A 16,924-nucleotide genomic window follows, 5' to 3' on the forward strand; every position below is an offset into this window, starting at 1 on the left:
AGTCTTAGTTTACCAAAATAGCCAATTTCTAATCCTTGTTTAAATTCTGGCTGAATGTGCCATTTTAATAGGGTAAAGGAGCGTTTTCATGATGAAGTTAATGCAACCAATTCCCCGTATGCAAATCCCTACAGGAAATGAGTGGGTTTATGAGGTTAAATATGACGGGTTTCGCTGCGTACTGCACTGGGAGAAAGATACTATTCGTTTATTCAGCAGGAACGACGTGGAACTAACAACTAATTTTCCTGAGATCATTTCTTTTTGTTCAATAAATCAAGCGATAATAGAGGAGTATCTGCCGGTAGAGCTTGACGGTGAGATTGTCATCATAAACAATGAATTTCAGGCAAATTTTCCGGCTATTCAGAAGCGTGGGCGGTTAAATAAAAAAGAAACTATTGATAAGGCCGCGGGAATAAGACCGGCAACATTTTTAGCATTTGATCTTTTGCGGGAAAATGGTTCATCATTGATGAATAAAACATATTCAGAACGAAAAAAGGAGCTTTCAGCATTTTTCAAATCTGCTAAGTTTGAACCCAGTATTTCACGGTTAAACCGATTAAGTTTGATTCCGTCCTACAGAAATGCTGATGAATTATGGGAAATTGTATTTGCCTTCAAAGGGGAAGGTGTTATAGCAAAGAAAAAGGGAAGTTTTTACGGATTGGGAAAACAACATACTGATTGGTTAAAAATTAAAAACTGGCGGAAGTTTGAGGGGATTCTTACCGATTTTGATACAAAAAACGATTACTTTAATGTGAAGGTATATGATGGTGATCAACTGGTTGATGCTGGAAAGTGTAAACATGGTGTTGATGAAAGTGAAATTGCTACATTACATGAACTATTTACCACAAAAGGTACTAAAAGTGGCAGTGAATTCAGACTTCCACCGGCAATATGTGCTGAGGTAAATACACTTGATTTTGTTAAGCATGAAATACGAGAACCATCAATCAACCGAATATTGGTGAATACGAATGCCGCCGATTGTACAGTTCAGAAAATGAAAGTTAATATGGCAATGCTCCCAGAAACAGTTGAAGCTAGCAAAATTAATAAGCTTTTCTGGCCGGAAGATGGCGTAACAAAAGGAGATTTATTGACGTATTTACGGGAAATATCGCCGTATATGCTCCCTTTTCTAAAGGATCGTATTCTCACGTTGATTCGGTGCCCAGACGGTGTTCAGGGAGAATATTTTTTTCAAAAACATCTTCCGGACTATGCACCATCATTTATTACTAGTTATCCAACTAATGATGAAGTTTTTTTTATCTGTAATAAGCTGGAAACATTGCTGTGGTTTGGCAACCATGGCGCACTGGAATTTCATACACCGTTTCAAACAGCAGGCAGCGCGAATCCGGCTGAAATTGTATTTGATTTGGATCCACCTGACAGGGAACGGTTTCCACTGGCTATACAAGCTGCCAACATACTAAAACAAATGCTTGATGACTTAAAGTTGATTTCTTTCGTGAAAACATCTGGTAATAAAGGAATACAAGTTCACATCCCGATACCAAAGGACAGCCTGACCTATGATGAAACAGGAATTTTCACAGAGGCAATTGCAATGACTATGGAAAATGCGTACCCTGCATTATTTACAACAGAACGGTTAAAGAAAAATCGAAAAGAAAGAATGTATATTGATTATGTGCAGCATGCTATGGACAAAACAATCATTAATGCATATTCGCCAAGAAAAACGAATCGTGCCACAGTTTCAACACCTTTATTTTGGGAAGAAGTGAAGGAAGGGTTGACCCCAGAAATGTTTACCATTAATAATGTTGCTGAACGGGTAAAAACCCTTGGCTGCCCATTTACTGGCTATAATGTAACTGGAGAGCGACAGCAAATGACAAATATTTTGAATCTATTAAGGCAAAAAAAATAGTGCAAGCCATAATTATGGCTTGCATTACCCGTTTATTTAATATATCAAAAATATAAACGAAAACTTCCACTTTTTTTATGCAGTTTGGACAGAACCAATCACTGCGCCAGTCTCTACATCAACATAGAATTCGTACTGTTTATTTTCGCCGTCAATACTGCGTGTTACACCACCACGATATGCGTTATAAAGAAGCCCATTTTTTTCAATTTCCTCAGGTTTCATGTAAATCCATGAACCACTGATCGGCCCCTGTTTCTTAAATGTCTCTTTTGCCTGCTTTAATGCTTTCTCCGGTGTTATCTTTTGACAATTATCAAGTTGCTGTTTTGCTAAATAACCTACTGCTACGCCTACTCCTGCTGCTAATGCTGCTTTTTTAACACTCATTTTATAATCACCTCATACATGAATTTGACTACCAAAATTATTCAACTTGTTTAAATTAGTATAACGCAAAATTTGCGAAATAGAAAATAATCAGGGTTCCAATGTGGAAACGAGGCAAAGTTTTCCGTTATACTATTCATAGTACATAGTATAACGAATGGGGGATTTTATATGAAACAAGAAACATTGAACTTATTTAAAACGCTTACTGAACTTCAAGGAGCGCCTGGAAATGAACATTTGGTACGGAAGTTTATGAGGGGTGAACTTGAAAAGTATTCGGATGAAATTATCCAGGACAACCTTGGTGGTGTATTTGGTGTGAAAAATGGATCCGGTCCAAAGGTAATGGTTGCTGGCCACATGGATGAAGTCGGATTTATGATTACACAGATAACTGACAATGGAATGCTTCGGTTCCAGACGTTGGGTGGCTGGTGGAATCAGGTTATGCTCGCTCAACGTGTTCAGATCATGACCGATAACGGGCCAGTAATCGGTGTTATTGGGTCCATCCCGCCACATAATTTAACACCGGAACAACGCAAGAAGCCGATGGAAACGAAAAATATGTTGATCGACATTGGTGCTGATGATAAAGAAGATGCTACGAAAATTGGGATTAAACCTGGTCAGGCCGCTGTGCCAATCTGTCCGTTCACACCGATGGCAAATGATAACAAGATTCTTGCGAAGGCATGGGATAACCGCTATGGTTGCGGTTTAGCAGTCGAACTTTTAAAAGAACTACAGGATGAAACAGTACCTAACCAATTGTATTCTGGTGCCACAGTTCAGGAAGAAGTTGGACTTCGTGGATCCCAGGTTGCAGCAAATATGATTCAACCAGATATTTTTTATGCGCTTGATGCTTCTCCAGCAAATGATATGTCCGGTGATAAAAAAGAATTTGGCCAATTGGGCAATGGTGCATTACTGCGCATTTTTGACCGGTCAATGATTACACATCAAGGGATTAAAGATTTCATCTTAGATACTGCTGAATCAAATGACATTCCATATCAGTATTTTATTTCACAGGGAGGAACAGACGCTGGACGTGTACACCTTTCTGGCAATGGGGTTCCATCTGCAGTTATTGGTATTTGTTCACGTTATATCCATACCTCTGCATCAATGATTCATGTGGATGACTATGCAGCTGCCAAAGAATTATTAATAAAGTTAGTCAAAACAACAGATAATAATACAGTTGAACAAATTCGTAAAAGGTAGTTTATTATTGGGCTATTTTTAAAGAGGATGATTGATATGAAGATAATAATTGGCTCCATGAACCAAACGAAAGTTGAAGCAGTCAAAGAAGTGTTTCCATCCGATCAAGTAATGAGCTATTCTGCTGAGTCATCGGTTTCTGCGCAGCCTTTCTCTGATGAAGAAACAAGAATAGGTGCTATTAATCGCGCTAAGGATTGTGTGTCGATGAATCAGGATGCAATGGGAATTGGTCTTGAAGGCGGTGTCATGGACATTAATGGACAGTTATTTCTTTGTAACTGGGGAGCACTGGTGGACTTGAAAAAAAACGTACATACCGCTAGCGGTGCACGTATTTTATTACCAAAGGAAATTAGTGAACCATTAAGGGACGGAATTGAGCTTGGAGACGTGATGGACTGCTTTGCAAAAAAACAAGGAGTTCGTCATAAAGAGGGTGCAATCGGCATCTTTACGAATGATTTGGTTTCTAGGAAAAATATGTTTCTACATGTCGTCACATTACTGCGCGGACAATGGGAATATTGGCATGAAAGCAATTTAAAAGGTAATGATGTATGATATAAAAACGGTCGAGTCTTTCTGATTCGACCGTTTTTACTATTTATGAAGGGTTCGCGAACCAAGTTTTCTAATAGCCTTCCTAAAATAAACCTTGCAATAATCTTCCGATGACTTTATACTTTCAGATAACTTTATTAAATTTTATTTCATTGGATTTTTGCCGAATGGATGGTGCATATGAAGAAAAAACGGATTGTAGTGAAAATTGGCAGTAGCTCCTTAACAAATGAGAAAGGCGAAATAGATCACACGAGACTGGATGACCATATTCAGGCGCTTGCTACACTCCTCCAAGCAAATCATGAGGTTATTTTAGTTTCCTCGGGTGCGGTTGCTGCTGGATTCATGAGACTTGGCTATACCTCTATACCAAGTATCATTAAAAGAAAACAGGCTGCTGCAGCTGTCGGTCAAAGTCTATTAATTCAATCCTATATCGATAAATTTAAAAGCATGGATATTGTTCCTGCACAGTTATTATTAACACGCGATGACTTTTCAAATCCAGAACGATTTAGTAATGCTTTTTCAACCATTACAGAACTGCTTAAACGGGGGATATTACCAATTATAAATGAAAATGATACCGTCGCGATAAATGAATTAACCTTTGGTGATAATGACATGTTATCAGCGCTTATCAGTGGTTTTCTTCATGCTGATCAACTCATTATATTAACAGATATTAATGGACTTTATGCCGAAAATCCAATTGTTAATCCATTTGCTAAAAGGTATGATTACCTGGAGGAAATTACCGATGATATGATAAACGCTTCAGGTGGTTCGGGTTCTAAATTCGGTACAGGTGGGATGAAATCAAAGCTTCATGCCGCAAGAAGCGCCATGTCTTATGGTGTACCCATTTTTATCGGAGAAGGAAGCGGTAAAGGGAAGTTATTGGATATAATAAATGGCGAAGGTGACGGAACGTATATATCTAGCCCGTCCAATGTATATAGTTATGCTGACAAATAATAGGGAGGATGCAATGTTCCGGCATCCCCCTTTATTAAGTGAAAGGTGAAAAAATATAAGGAAAATCTGTCTAGCGCAGGCGCCCAGAGCTTTTCCTATTTATTCATAAATATATGCCAATACGCTGATCGCCTGGTCGACAGTTTCTACTGTAACATTTGCTTTATTCGAAAGCTCTTTTAATGGGTGTATTAATGAACTTGGTCTTACGATAATAGTAGGTTTGTTTAGCGCAAGTGCAGAACTTGCATCCATAGCGGTATTCCATTGTTTATATTTTTCACCAAACAGCGCAATTACCACATCTGATTTTTTCATTAACACTTCTGTTCGGAAATTATTGATGCTAGAAGCGGCATCGTCTTTATAAACATTGCCTGGTTGTTCCCCAAATATATCTTCCCCAATGTGATCTGATCGGTCATGGTTTGTTTGTGGACCGACAAATGTTAGTGAAAGGTCTTTTTCCTTAGCCTTCTTTTTAACCTCTTCACGCCAATCGTCATGTATTTGCCCTGCAAGATATACTGTTAAATTCATTCGGATCCCCTCCAACTATTTACTTCTATAAGTCTATATTAATCCTTTACCATTAAAAAACGAAATAGTTTGATTATAAAAAGTGGAAATAGCATGGTTAATTAATTGAATCAAAGCGAAAACAAAGCTATGATAGTAGCGGAGGTTGATATAGTTATGGAAACTTTAAAAACAGAAGAACAGTTTAATGAATGGATTAAAGAGAAAAATGTGATTGCTTTATTTTCAGCGGACTGGTGTCCAGATTGCCGCATTATTGAGCCGATTATGCCTGAAATCGAAAGTGAATATCCAGCGTATTCATTTGTTATAATTGATCGAGACCAATTTATTGAGATGTGTCAGGATTATGATGTCTTTGGAATTCCCAGCTTTATTGCATTTAAAAATGGGAAGGAAGCTGGCAGATTTGTAAACAAGGATCGCAAATCCAAAGAGGAAATAACTGAATTTATCGAGGGTTTACCAGCGTGATTGCAGGTTAAGGAGGCAGCACTATGAAAATGACGAGTTTGAAAATGAAGAAGATACTGGAGGAACGGTTATCGAATTCAGAATATCACACCTCATATAATCGTGATAAAGATGCCTTTCGTGTGGAATGGAAAGCAACAAAACAGGGTATATCGATAACCATTCCGAATGTAATTGCGAAATATAATGAACGTGGAAATGCAGCAATTGACGAACTGGTGGAGCATGTAACAGAGGCACTGCGCATCATGAATGTGGATCACCAATTAACAGGAATGGAAAAAAACATTTATCCCGTTATTCGTGCAACATCCTTTCCCACAGAAACCAAAGCAGGCAATAAATTAATTTGCCGAGATCATACAGCCGAGACTCGTGTATTTTATGCGCTAGACCTTGGAAAATCGTATCGTTTGATTGATGAAACTTTACTAGAAAAGGAAGGTTTTACACAGGAGCGATTGAATGAGATTGCAACATTTAATCTTCGTTCGTTAAAAATAGATATGAAAAAGGATCCTGTAGCAGGCAATAACTTCTACTTTGTTGCGCACCAGGACGGTTACGATGCAAGTCGTATCTTAAATGAGGCATTCCTGGAAGAAATGAAAGCAAATTGTAAAGGGGAATTAGCTGTAGCTGTTCCACATCAGGATGTTCTAATATTAGCTGACATTCAAAACAAAACAGGATATGATATATTAGCACAAATGACCATGAAGTTTTTTGCGGAGGGTAGAATACCTATCACATCATTATCGTTTATTTATGATGATAAGAAATTGGAACCTGTATTTATTCTTGCAAAGAATCGACCAGAAAAATAGTTGGAGAGGATGTATGTAATGGATGTCTTTTACAATCCAGTAGGAATCGGGGATGTACTAATTATTCCATTTGAAGATGGAGACAGATATGAGATCAGTCATGAAAATCACGGGGATATAACGAAAATCATAGATGAAAAAGGAAAGCTACTTGGTTACAATATTTTTCAGGCTTCAAAACATTTCCAACTGGAGAATACTGGTAAATTAACACTTACCGAGGAAATGCACAGTAAGATCAAAAATCTTTTTGAAGAAAACGATCTAAAGGATTCAGTAGACTGGGATTTGAGTCCAACCTTTGTAATCGGATTTGTAAAGGAAAAGGTACCACATGAGGATGCAGATAAGCTAAATGTTTGTCAGGTTGATATTGGTGGGGAAACGTTACAAATCGTTTGTGGTGCGCCGAATGTTGATGAGAATCAAAAGATAGTTGTTGCCAAGGTTGGGGCAGTTATGCCAAGTGGACTTAAGATTCGACCGACAAAATTACGTGGGGTCCCTTCGAACGGTATGATATGCTCACAAAAAGAACTAGGACTTCCAAATGCACCAGTTGAAAAAGGTATTTACGTATTAGACGACTCTTTTACAATCGGAGAAGCGTTTAATTTTTAACACGAGCAACCTAGGTCACATTTTTGCTGACTTGGGTTGTTTTTTATTACAACGGTATCTAAAGATTGTTGATTTTGACACAAAACTTATAAACTGCGAAGTAACTAAAATCATGTTTGGCACCCTACTCGAATGTAGGCTAAGGCTACAGAAAAAGGTAAATATAGTACAAATTTGGGGATCTATCATCGCATCTTGAATATACTGCGCTTTCCGCGGGCGAGTGTCGAGTCTCCTTGCCCTGGCAAGGGGTAGCCGACGTTGCCCGCAAAGGGCGGTTTTAGTCGGGCCTCATTAACTGCCGTCCTCCGGGGTCTCGCCGATCTCTCACTTCCCGCAGGACAAGGAAAGCTTCCCTGAATAAGCATCGCACGAAGAAAAAGTGCTTTTCTTTTTCAAGGAGTCTCCGTATATTCAAGATTCTAAGTAAAGGTGAAAAGCTAAATTTTAAAAATCCACCACTTTTTCAGTGCCTTTCTTATGCTTCCCATGCTCACCTATGCCTATCATCTAAGCAGGGGTCGACTACTACTCGCAGCTACAATTATTGAAGAATGAAGAAATCGATGTTATGGCATTATAGATAACACTCAAACCTAGCGAAGGAAAAACACGGAGACTCCTGTGGGAGCAGAAGCCTAGATGAGACCCCGGAGAGCGTAAGCTCGAGGAGGCTCATCAGCTGCCCACGGAAAGCGCAGTGTTTTTCCGTAGCGGTCGCTAGGCCACCAAACATGATTTTTAGTTACGCCGCAGTTTTTATCAACTGTGGTGGAATTGACAACAAACTGTATGAAAGGCTTGAGGGTCAGTTTAACCTTGAGAAGGCAAATAAGGTAAATCAATAATATTCGGGGAAGGGGTTTTACTGCCCGTCAAACTGCGGTAAAATAGAAATTAGAATGATTTTTATCATAGAAATGAGTGAAAGATATGTGGGGCCAATGGAAAGAAAAGTTACTGGACCTTTTTTATACCGAAGTGGAAATAGAAGATGAAGAAGAGGAAGATGAACCTAAAAAACAGCAACGACCGCTACATAACATGCAGCACAAGGATAAATTAGAAACAAAGGTTATGTATCAATATCCAGAGAGGAAAGAATTTCGTTTTCCTGTAATTCCTGATAAGGTTGAACAGAAACAACCAATGGATACACCTGCCTACCAACGTAGAAAAGAAAATGATTATAGACATGAGCAAAGGGAGAATAAGCCCAATAAGAATCATTATCAATGGGAAAAAAGAGAGCAGCGCGAAAAAAAGGACAACTCTAAAAAAGTTCCATTTCAACCGACAGAGGTACCATCTCCAATTCACGGTTTTAGACAGCGTGAAAAAGTGAAAAAGGTAGAGGATGTACCAGCTTTTGTTCGGAAACAACAGGAGGAACCGCAGCAAGACATCACGGCTAGCAACCTGGCAGCAGAGCAATCAGCTGTTACGCAAGAAATTAGTCCGGTAAACAAGGAAGAGAATGAAAATGAAAACACTAGATATGACAACAATAGCTGGAAAGAAACCAATTCAATGGAATATGAGAAAAATGAACAGGTACAAGAAAAGCAACTGGTAAATGAGCCGGTTAATGAGCATTCTCAACAAGAACGCATTGAACAGGCAAAAGAACCTGCTGAATTAAGAAACAAAAAGAAAGAATTGAAAAATAAGAAACAAAATCCTATTGCGAATAAGTCAAAGCAGCAAGGTAAGCTGCCGTTTAATGTAATGATGTCCGCCAACGATAAACGAAAGCAGGAAATGCTGGAAAAGATGATGCCTGTTAAACCTACCCCTGAACGGGAGAAAGAATCATCATTCGAAATTCCAAATTACTTGTTAAATGACCCAGTACCTAAGAATAATAAAGATCAGATTTGGGTCAAGGAACAGCAGGAGCTTCTGGAAAAAACCCTAAAGCATTTCAATGTGCGGGCGAAGGTTGTAAATGCGACTCAGGGACCGGCAGTAACACGATTCGAAGTACAGCCTGAGATTGGTGTTAAGGTAAGCAAGGTGAAAAACCTTAGTGACGATTTAAAATTAAACATGGCAGCACGTGATATCCGAATTGAAGCACCAATTCCGGGGAAAAATACAATTGGTATTGAAATTCCAAACCAAACATCGCAAATGGTTGGGCTGCAGGAAATATTTGAGACATCGGCCTTCACTAACAGTAATTCACCGCTATCCGTTGCCTTAGGTCTAGACATTGAAGGAACGCCAATGATTACAAATATCCAAAAAATGCCACATGGTTTGATAGCTGGCGCAACTGGATCAGGAAAAAGTGTTTGCATTAACACGGTGTTAATCAGTTTATTGTATAAGGCGAGTCATGAGGATGTTAAATTCTTATTAATTGACCCGAAAATGGTTGAATTGGCACCGTTTAATGAAATCCCGCATCTTGTGTCTCCTGTTATTACGGATGTAAAGGCTGCGACAATGGCTTTGAAGTGGGCAGTTGGTGAAATGGAAGAACGGTATGAAAAGTTCGTTCATGAAGGTGTTCGGGATGTTGAACGATATAATCAAAAAATGAAAAAACAGGGCCGATTCGATGAAAAGATGCCATTTCTCGTTATCGTCATTGACGAGTTAGCGGACTTGATGATGGCTGCACCGCAAGATGTTGAGGATTCAATCTGTCGGATTGCTCAAAAGGCACGCGCATGTGGAATGCATCTCTTAGTTGCTACCCAGCGCCCATCAGTAGACGTTATTACTGGGCTTATTAAGGCAAACATACCTACAAGAATCGCATTCAGTGTTTCTTCACAGGTTGATTCAAGAACCATCATCGACACGAACGGTGCTGAAAAATTATTAGGTAAAGGTGACATGTTATTTGTTGAAAACGGCTCAGGTAAAAGTGTACGTTTACAAGGGGCGTTTGTTTCGGATGATGAAATCGAACGGGTAACAAGGTATATTAGGTCGATTGCTCCGCCAAACTATTTGTTTGAACAAGAACAACTACTTGAACAGGTAATGATTGAGGAAGAAGATGAAGATGATTTATTAACTGAAGCAATACAATTTGTTGTAAAACAAAATGGAGCAAGTACTTCATTATTGCAGCGGCATTTTAAGATTGGCTATAACCGGGCCGCTAGACTAATGGATACAATGGAAATGAAGGGTATTATTTCTGAACAAAATGGCAGTAAACCGAGAGAAGTATTACTTACAACCCAGCAAATTGATGCGAATTGATGATAACCAGATCTACAACAATTAAGCTGAAAGTGCTTTTTTGCTTGTAGATTCTGGGTTTGTTTAATATGATAAGGTATAAATGAAATCATCTTAAGGAGAAACATGACTATGAAGGAAATTGAACAAAAACTCAATGGCAAAATCAAACGCCTAACTAATAAAACCTTTAAATTTGATAAACGAATAAGTGAAGGCTGGTTTTCTGCTGTTTATTTTTTAAAAACAAAAGAAATGGTTGAGAAAAAATTGCCACATAACCATGTGACTATGCAATTTTTCCAAAAAGAGGATGCCGTACTATGCGGTAGTGATGAAGCGATTGCCTTAATACATACGTTTGCCAAAAACCCGGAGAAACTGGAAATCCATTCCTTAAAAGATGGCGATAAAATCAGCCCCTATGAAACTGTACTAACCATATCGGGTTCATACCAGGATTTTGGCTTTTTAGAGGGGATTATTGACGGGATTCTGGCTAGAAGAACATCAGTCGCAACAAATGTATATAATGTCGTAAAAGCAGCGAGAACTTCAGGAAAACAAAAGCCAATTATCTTCATGGGTGATCGTGATGATCATTTTACCCAGCAAGCTGGAGATGGCTATGCTGCATTTATTGGTGGCTCAACGGCACAGGCAACACATGCCATGAATGAATGGTGGGGAAAGAAAGGCATGGGTACCATGCCGCACGCCATGATTCAAATGTTTCGCGGGGATGTTGTTGCGGCCTCAGAAGCCTATCATGAAATGTATCCTGAAGACGAACTAGTTGCATTAGTTGATTATAACAATGATGTCATAACAGATGCATTAAAAGTTGCACGTGTTTTCGGGAAAGAGCTAAAAGGAGTGCGAGTGGATACATCTCGTACTTTGGTAGATAAGTATTTCCTGAGAAACCATCATTTGATGGGTACTTTCGATCCTAGAGGTGTAAGCCCAGAGCTCATTTTTGCATTGCGAAAAGCTTTAGATCAAGAAGGATATCCTCATGTTAATATAGTCGCAAGCGGAGGCTTTACAGAAAAACGAATAGAGTATTTTGAAAAACTGGGTGTACCCGTTAATATGTACGGAGTCGGTGGCAGCCTGCTTAAAATAAATATAGGCTTTACCGGTGATAATGTTTTGCTTAACGGTACTCCTGCAGCTAAAGAAGGTAGAAGATATCGTCCTAATCCAAGGTTAGAGAAAGTAGAATATTGTAAGCAAAGTAGTTAGGTGAAGACCGTTTTGCATTTTAACATATTCTATTTTACTACGAGGCATGATTTGCTATAATAATGAAATAGTTAAAGATTTATAAGATAAATGAAGTTCTTATATATTTATTTGGAGGTTCTTTTTTATGACAACTTACCATTTTATTGGTATTAAAGGAACAGGAATGAGTGCACTTGCCCAGATTCTGAACGATTCAGGGGAAAAAGTTCAGGGTTCTGATGTGGAGAAACGTTTTTATACACAAGATGCATTAGAAGAAAAAAACATTCCAATACTTCCTTTTTCAGAGGAAAACATCAAAGACGAATTTACGATTATTGCAGGAAATGCTTTTTCTGATGAGCATCCTGAAATAAAAGAGGCAAAAGAACGCGGTCTAACCTTTTTTAGATATCACGAATTTTTGGGTGAATGGTTAAAGCAATATACCAGTATCGCGGTTGCGGGAGCCCATGGTAAAACATCAACTACCGGATTGCTTGCCCATGTCCTTGGATCAAGATATCCAATTTCCTATTTAATTGGCGATGGAACAGGAAAGGGGCACGTTGATAGTGAATATTTCGTATTTGAGGCTTGTGAATACAGGCGGCATTTTTTAGAATATGAACCAGATTATGCAATAATGACGAATATCGATTTTGATCATCCTGACTACTTTACAAGTATAGATGACGTATTTGAGGCTTTTCAATCAATGTCTGACCGTGTTAAAAAAGGTATTATCGCATGCGGTGATGATGAACAGTTGCAGGAAATTCAGGCAAAAGTTCCTGTCGTGTATTACGGATTATCAAACACCAATGATTTTCAGGCGCAAAATATTGTGGAAACAGAGTCTGGTACTGAATTTGATGTTTTTGTGCGTAATACGTATTATGATACTTTTACAATACCAATGTACGGCAATCACAATATATTGAATGCACTTTCGGTTATTGCAATCTGTCATTATGAGGATATGAAAGCAAAAGATATAAAGGCACTTAGTACATTTAAAGGTGTAAAGCGCCGTTTCACTGAAAAGAAGATTGCCAATCAGATTTTGGTGGATGATTACGCCCACCACCCGAGAGAAATCACAGCAACAATAGACTCAGCCAGGAAAAAGTATCCTACTAAAGAAATCGTTGCTATTTTTCAACCACACACATTTACACGTACAAAAACATTTCTGCAAGAATTTGCGGATAGCTTAAATTTAGCCGACTATGTTTATTTATGTGATATTTTTGGTTCTGCACGGGAAGACTCTGGTAAACTTACAATTGATGATTTGAAGAAACTGATAGATAATAGTAAAACCCTTGATATTAACAATACAAATATCCTAACAGAACATGAGGATTGCGTAATGTTATTCATGGGTGCCGGTGATATACAAAAGTTCCAACAAGCCTATGAACAGGGGCTCAAAGAGGATCATACGGTAATGAAACGAAAAAATGCTTAATCTAAATCAGAGTCTACTTATGTAGGCTCTTTTTTTGTCCAAAAAAAGTGCGCTATGTATACTTCTTGTAGATAGACTGAACTTTTCATGATACAATTGGGATAAAGTGGTTGTGTTTATGTACACTTAAGAAAGGGTATTACTAACCCTATAGTAACAAGGACATAGGCAGAGAAAAATTACATAAAACAAGGAGATGAACTAGTGTATGGAAATATTATTGTATATTGCTGCTATTATAGTCGCGGTAGCATTCGTTGTACTCGTAATTTATTTAGCCATGACCTTAAAGGCGACGCAGCGCACATTAAATAATGTTGCTGATACTGTCGAAGATTTGGAAAAGCAATTACAGGGAATAACAACGGAAACTACGGCATTACTAAATAAAACAAATCGATTGGCTGATGACGTAAATCAGAAGTCTTCGAAACTTAACGGCCTTTTTGAAGGTGTAAAAGGACTTGGGGAAACAGTCAAGGATTTCAACCAATCATTGAAAAAAATCTCAGCAAAAGTAACTAGTGCTGCCACCCAAAATCAGGAGAAGGCTTCCCAGGCTATAAAGTGGGGTTCAGCCGTTGTGGACTTGTGGAATAAGAAAAAAAATAAATAATTAAAACAGGAGGAATCTAAATGAGTAATCAGGAGAATCAGGAGAGCCAGAACATTAACAGTAAGGACTTTATGATTGGCACATTGATTGGGGGAATTGTCGGTGCTGCAGTTGCACTCTTATTCGCTCCTAAATCAGGTAAGGAATTAAGAGGAGATCTAAACCAGGGTGCAGGTGATGTACGTGGACGAGCAAGTGATTGGAAGAACATAGCTTATGAAAAAGGATCAGACCTAAAGGGCAAAGCTTACGAAAAAGGAGCAGATTGGAAGGACAAAGCCTATGTTAAAGGATCAGAGTTGAAAAATAAAGCTGTTGACTCTACTTCGCAGGTGACGAAGAACTTATCTGAAAAAACACAAGGACTTACTAAGTCATTTCAAGTTAAGCTTCAAGAAAAGAGAAATAAAGAGGATGAAGCATTAGATGCAGCAGAAGAGGTAGCAGAAGCAATCGAAGAAGCAGCAGAAGAATTAGAAAAGAAATAATATGGACAAGCACTAGACATAAAGGGGATGGACTTTTGATTTCAGGCCATTCCCTTTTTCTAATTCCAACAGTTTTTGTAAAGACTATATTCTGCCCAGGCACCAAAAGAAGTCGCAAATTGGAGTGTAGGTAATGGAACAAAATCAAATGAATGTATTTCGTGAACAATTGAGCGAGGTAAACCTGGAGTTACTAGCATTACTGAATAAGCGTGCCGATCTTGTTCAGCAGATAGGTCTGGTTAAACATGGAATGAAACGATTTGATCCAGTTAGGGAAAGAGAAATGATGGATTTGATTACGAGCCATAATGAAGGGCCGTTTACAAATGCCACAGTTGAACATATCTTTAAAGAAATCTTTAAGGCCGGCTTGGAATTACAGGAGGACGACCATAGTAAAGAACTGCTAGTATCACGTAAAAAGAAACCCGTTGATACAGTTGTTAATATAAATGGAAGTAACATTGGAGATGGAAATGTTCACCTTATCATGGGACCATGTTCTGTGGAAAGTTATCAGCAGGTATCACAAGTTGCTGAGTCTGTTAAAAGTAAAGGGATTAACCTATTACGTGGTGGAGCATTTAAACCTAGAACTTCACCATATGATTTTCAAGGACTTGGTTTTGAAGGATTGCAGATATTAAAGCGGGTCGCAAATGAACATGATTTGGCAGTTGTTAGTGAGATTGTTAGCCCTGCGCATATCGAGGAAGCGATTGACTATGTTGACGTGATTCAAATAGGAGCACGTAACATGCAGAATTTTGAACTGTTAAAGGCTGCTGGGGTTGTAGATAAACCAGTCTTGTTGAAACGTGGTTTATCAGCCACAATTTCTGAATTTATTAATGCTGCAGAATATATTATTTCCAGAGGGAATGGCAATATTATTTTATGTGAGCGAGGAATAAGAACATACGAAAAAGCTACTAGGAACACACTTGATATTTCTGCTGTCCCAATATTAAAGCAAGAAACTCATTTACCTGTTTTGGTCGATGTAACTCATTCTACCGGCAGAAGAGATCTGCTACTGCCTGCTGCAAAAGCGGCGATAGCAATAGGAGCTGATGGAGTAATGGCTGAAGTTCATCCAGACCCGGCAGTAGCATTATCGGATTCAGCACAGCAAATGGATCTTGAGATGTTTGATAAGTTTGTTGAAGGGTTATACAAGTTTTCTAACGCTTCAGGAAGGGAACTTCGGTAGTCAGCTAACTGATCTACCAACAATTTTTAACTATTTTTGTGTTTTTCTCTTTGGTAGAGTATGATAGATAAAAAAGACGATGAATAATGGAATTGGAGGATACGACATGAACATAACAATTTATGATGTTGCCAGGGAGGCAAATGTATCGATGGCAACTGTTTCACGAGTAGTAAATGGAAATCCAAATGTTAAACCAACAACAAGAAAAAAAGTACTGGCAACAATTGAGAGTTTGGGATACCGGCCAAATGCAGTTGCACGTGGCTTAGCAAGTAAAAAAACAACTACAGTAGGAGCCATCATACCGGACATTTCAAGCATCTTTTTTGCTGAACTTGCAAGAGGGATTGAGGATATTGCAACGATGTACAAATACAATATCATTTTGAGTAATTCGGATCAGAACAAAGATAAAGAACTTCAACTGATTAATACGATGTATGAAAAGCAAGTAGACGGTATACTATTTATGGGTGGGACAATCACAGAAGAGCATGTGGAACAGTTTAAAAGTTCGTCAGTCCCTGTTGTTTTAGCAGCAACTTATGACGAGACAGGAACAATCCCCTCTGTAAACATAGATTATGAACAAGCAGCTTATGAAGCAACGAAGTTTTTACTTGATAAAGGAAATAAAACAGTTGCGTTTATTGCGGCTGAAGATGATACAACAATAAATCAGCAAAAATATGCAGGATATCAACGTGCACTTCAGGAATCATCTGTTTCCTTAAACGATGCGTATGTGGTGAAAGGCGACTTTACATATGGATCAGGACTTGAAGCGGTAGATGAGCTGTTTGCATTAGAAACAAAACCCACTGCAATATTTGTTTCATCGGATGAAATGGCACTTGGGGTCATCCATGGCGCTCAGGATAAAGGCATAAAGGTTCCTGAAGATCTTGAGGTATTTGGATTTGATAATACCAGATTGGCTTCTATGGTACGCCCGACACTTTCAACAATTGTACAGCCAATGTACGATATCGGTGCTGTTGCAATGCGCCTTTTGACTAAGTATATGAACAAAGAAGAGATTTCTGAGAAGAAAGTTGTATTGCCACACCGAATTGAAGAAAGAAATTCAACAAAATAATTCAGAATTACAGAAGCTGTTCCTTTTTATCAGGACAGCTTCCTTTTAT

15 protein-coding genes and 1 pseudogene are annotated in these 16,924 nt (G+C 38.5%); 14 read left to right on the forward strand and 2 right to left on the reverse strand.

From position 1 onward, the window contains the following. Positions 1 to 88 precede the first annotated feature (88 nt). Entirely contained in the window at positions 89 to 1,915 is a 1,827-nt protein-coding gene (locus tag CFK37_RS12580; RefSeq protein ID WP_342746707.1) for a DNA ligase D, read from the forward strand. Between the two features lie 75 nt (positions 1,916 to 1,990). Here CFK37_RS12580 and CFK37_RS12585 read toward each other — a convergent pair whose 3' ends face one another. Then, entirely contained in the window at positions 1,991 to 2,305 is a 315-nt protein-coding gene (locus CFK37_RS12585) for a PepSY domain-containing protein (RefSeq protein ID WP_089062178.1), read from the reverse strand. Between the two features lie 171 nt (positions 2,306 to 2,476). On the opposite strand from CFK37_RS12585, the gene CFK37_RS12590 reads away from it, so the two are divergent. From CFK37_RS12590 to proB, 3 genes and pseudogenes are all read left to right on the forward strand, one after another. Beyond that, positions 2,477 to 3,541 carry a M42 family metallopeptidase gene (locus CFK37_RS12590; protein ID WP_089062179.1) on the forward strand — a complete coding sequence of 355 codons (1,065 nt, stop codon included), beginning with the start codon at positions 2,477 to 2,479 and terminating at the stop codon, positions 3,539 to 3,541. A gap of 36 nt (positions 3,542 to 3,577) precedes the next feature. Continuing rightward, the gene (locus tag CFK37_RS12595; RefSeq protein ID WP_089062180.1) at positions 3,578 to 4,105 is read left to right on the forward strand and encodes a DUF84 family protein; all 528 of its coding nucleotides are present in this window, start codon (positions 3,578 to 3,580) and stop codon (positions 4,103 to 4,105) included. Between the two features lie 180 nt (positions 4,106 to 4,285). Then, positions 4,286 to 5,053 (forward strand): annotated as a pseudogene (gene proB / locus CFK37_RS12600) (glutamate 5-kinase); the annotation flags it as partial. 132 nt (positions 5,054 to 5,185) lie between these two features. Here the strand turns inward: proB and CFK37_RS12605 are convergent. Then, complete coding sequence (locus CFK37_RS12605; protein ID WP_089062182.1) at positions 5,186 to 5,626, reverse strand: YtoQ family protein; 441 nt, start codon at positions 5,624 to 5,626, stop codon at positions 5,186 to 5,188. A gap of 129 nt (positions 5,627 to 5,755) precedes the next feature. Here CFK37_RS12605 and CFK37_RS12610 point away from each other — a divergent pair, with 129 nt between their 5' ends. From CFK37_RS12610 to ccpA, 10 genes are all read left to right on the forward strand, one after another. Then, entirely contained in the window at positions 5,756 to 6,100 is a 345-nt protein-coding gene (locus CFK37_RS12610) for a thioredoxin family protein (protein WP_425445387.1), read from the forward strand. Positions 6,101 to 6,123: 23 nt separating this feature from the next. Then, positions 6,124 to 6,927: a DUF1444 domain-containing protein gene (locus tag CFK37_RS12615; RefSeq protein WP_089062184.1), complete on the forward strand. Its 804-nt coding sequence runs from the start codon at positions 6,124 to 6,126 to the stop codon at positions 6,925 to 6,927. Between the two features lie 18 nt (positions 6,928 to 6,945). After that, positions 6,946 to 7,548: a YtpR family tRNA-binding protein gene (gene ytpR / locus CFK37_RS12620; protein WP_089062185.1), complete on the forward strand. Its 603-nt coding sequence runs from the start codon at positions 6,946 to 6,948 to the stop codon at positions 7,546 to 7,548. Positions 7,549 to 8,481: 933 nt separating this feature from the next. Continuing rightward, positions 8,482 to 10,770 (forward strand): DNA translocase FtsK, encoded by a 2,289-nt coding sequence (locus CFK37_RS12625; RefSeq protein ID WP_089062186.1) that lies wholly within the window; start codon positions 8,482 to 8,484, stop codon positions 10,768 to 10,770. A 111-nt stretch (positions 10,771 to 10,881) separates the two neighbouring features. After that, a complete protein-coding gene (locus tag CFK37_RS12630; protein ID WP_089062187.1) occupies positions 10,882 to 11,997 on the forward strand; it encodes a nicotinate phosphoribosyltransferase in 1,116 nt (371 codons plus the stop codon). 127 nt (positions 11,998 to 12,124) lie between these two features. Continuing rightward, positions 12,125 to 13,453 carry a UDP-N-acetylmuramate--L-alanine ligase gene (gene murC, locus CFK37_RS12635; RefSeq protein WP_089062188.1) on the forward strand — a complete coding sequence of 443 codons (1,329 nt, stop codon included), beginning with the start codon at positions 12,125 to 12,127 and terminating at the stop codon, positions 13,451 to 13,453. A 208-nt stretch (positions 13,454 to 13,661) separates the two neighbouring features. Beyond that, complete coding sequence (locus CFK37_RS12640; protein WP_089062189.1) at positions 13,662 to 14,069, forward strand: DUF948 domain-containing protein; 408 nt, start codon at positions 13,662 to 13,664, stop codon at positions 14,067 to 14,069. A gap of 20 nt (positions 14,070 to 14,089) precedes the next feature. Beyond that, entirely contained in the window at positions 14,090 to 14,557 is a 468-nt protein-coding gene (locus CFK37_RS12645; RefSeq protein ID WP_089062190.1) for a YtxH domain-containing protein, read from the forward strand. Positions 14,558 to 14,690: 133 nt separating this feature from the next. Further along, on the forward strand, positions 14,691 to 15,773 hold the full coding sequence (locus tag CFK37_RS12650) for a bifunctional 3-deoxy-7-phosphoheptulonate synthase/chorismate mutase (protein ID WP_089062191.1): 1,083 nt from the start codon (positions 14,691 to 14,693) through the stop codon (positions 15,771 to 15,773). A gap of 106 nt (positions 15,774 to 15,879) precedes the next feature. Further along, positions 15,880 to 16,875: a catabolite control protein A gene (gene ccpA / locus CFK37_RS12655; RefSeq protein WP_089062192.1), complete on the forward strand. Its 996-nt coding sequence runs from the start codon at positions 15,880 to 15,882 to the stop codon at positions 16,873 to 16,875. Positions 16,876 to 16,924 lie beyond the last annotated feature (49 nt).

This window comes from Virgibacillus phasianinus, assembly GCF_002216775.1.
Taxonomy (GTDB): Bacteria; Bacillota; Bacilli; order Bacillales; family Amphibacillaceae; genus Virgibacillus_F; species Virgibacillus_F phasianinus.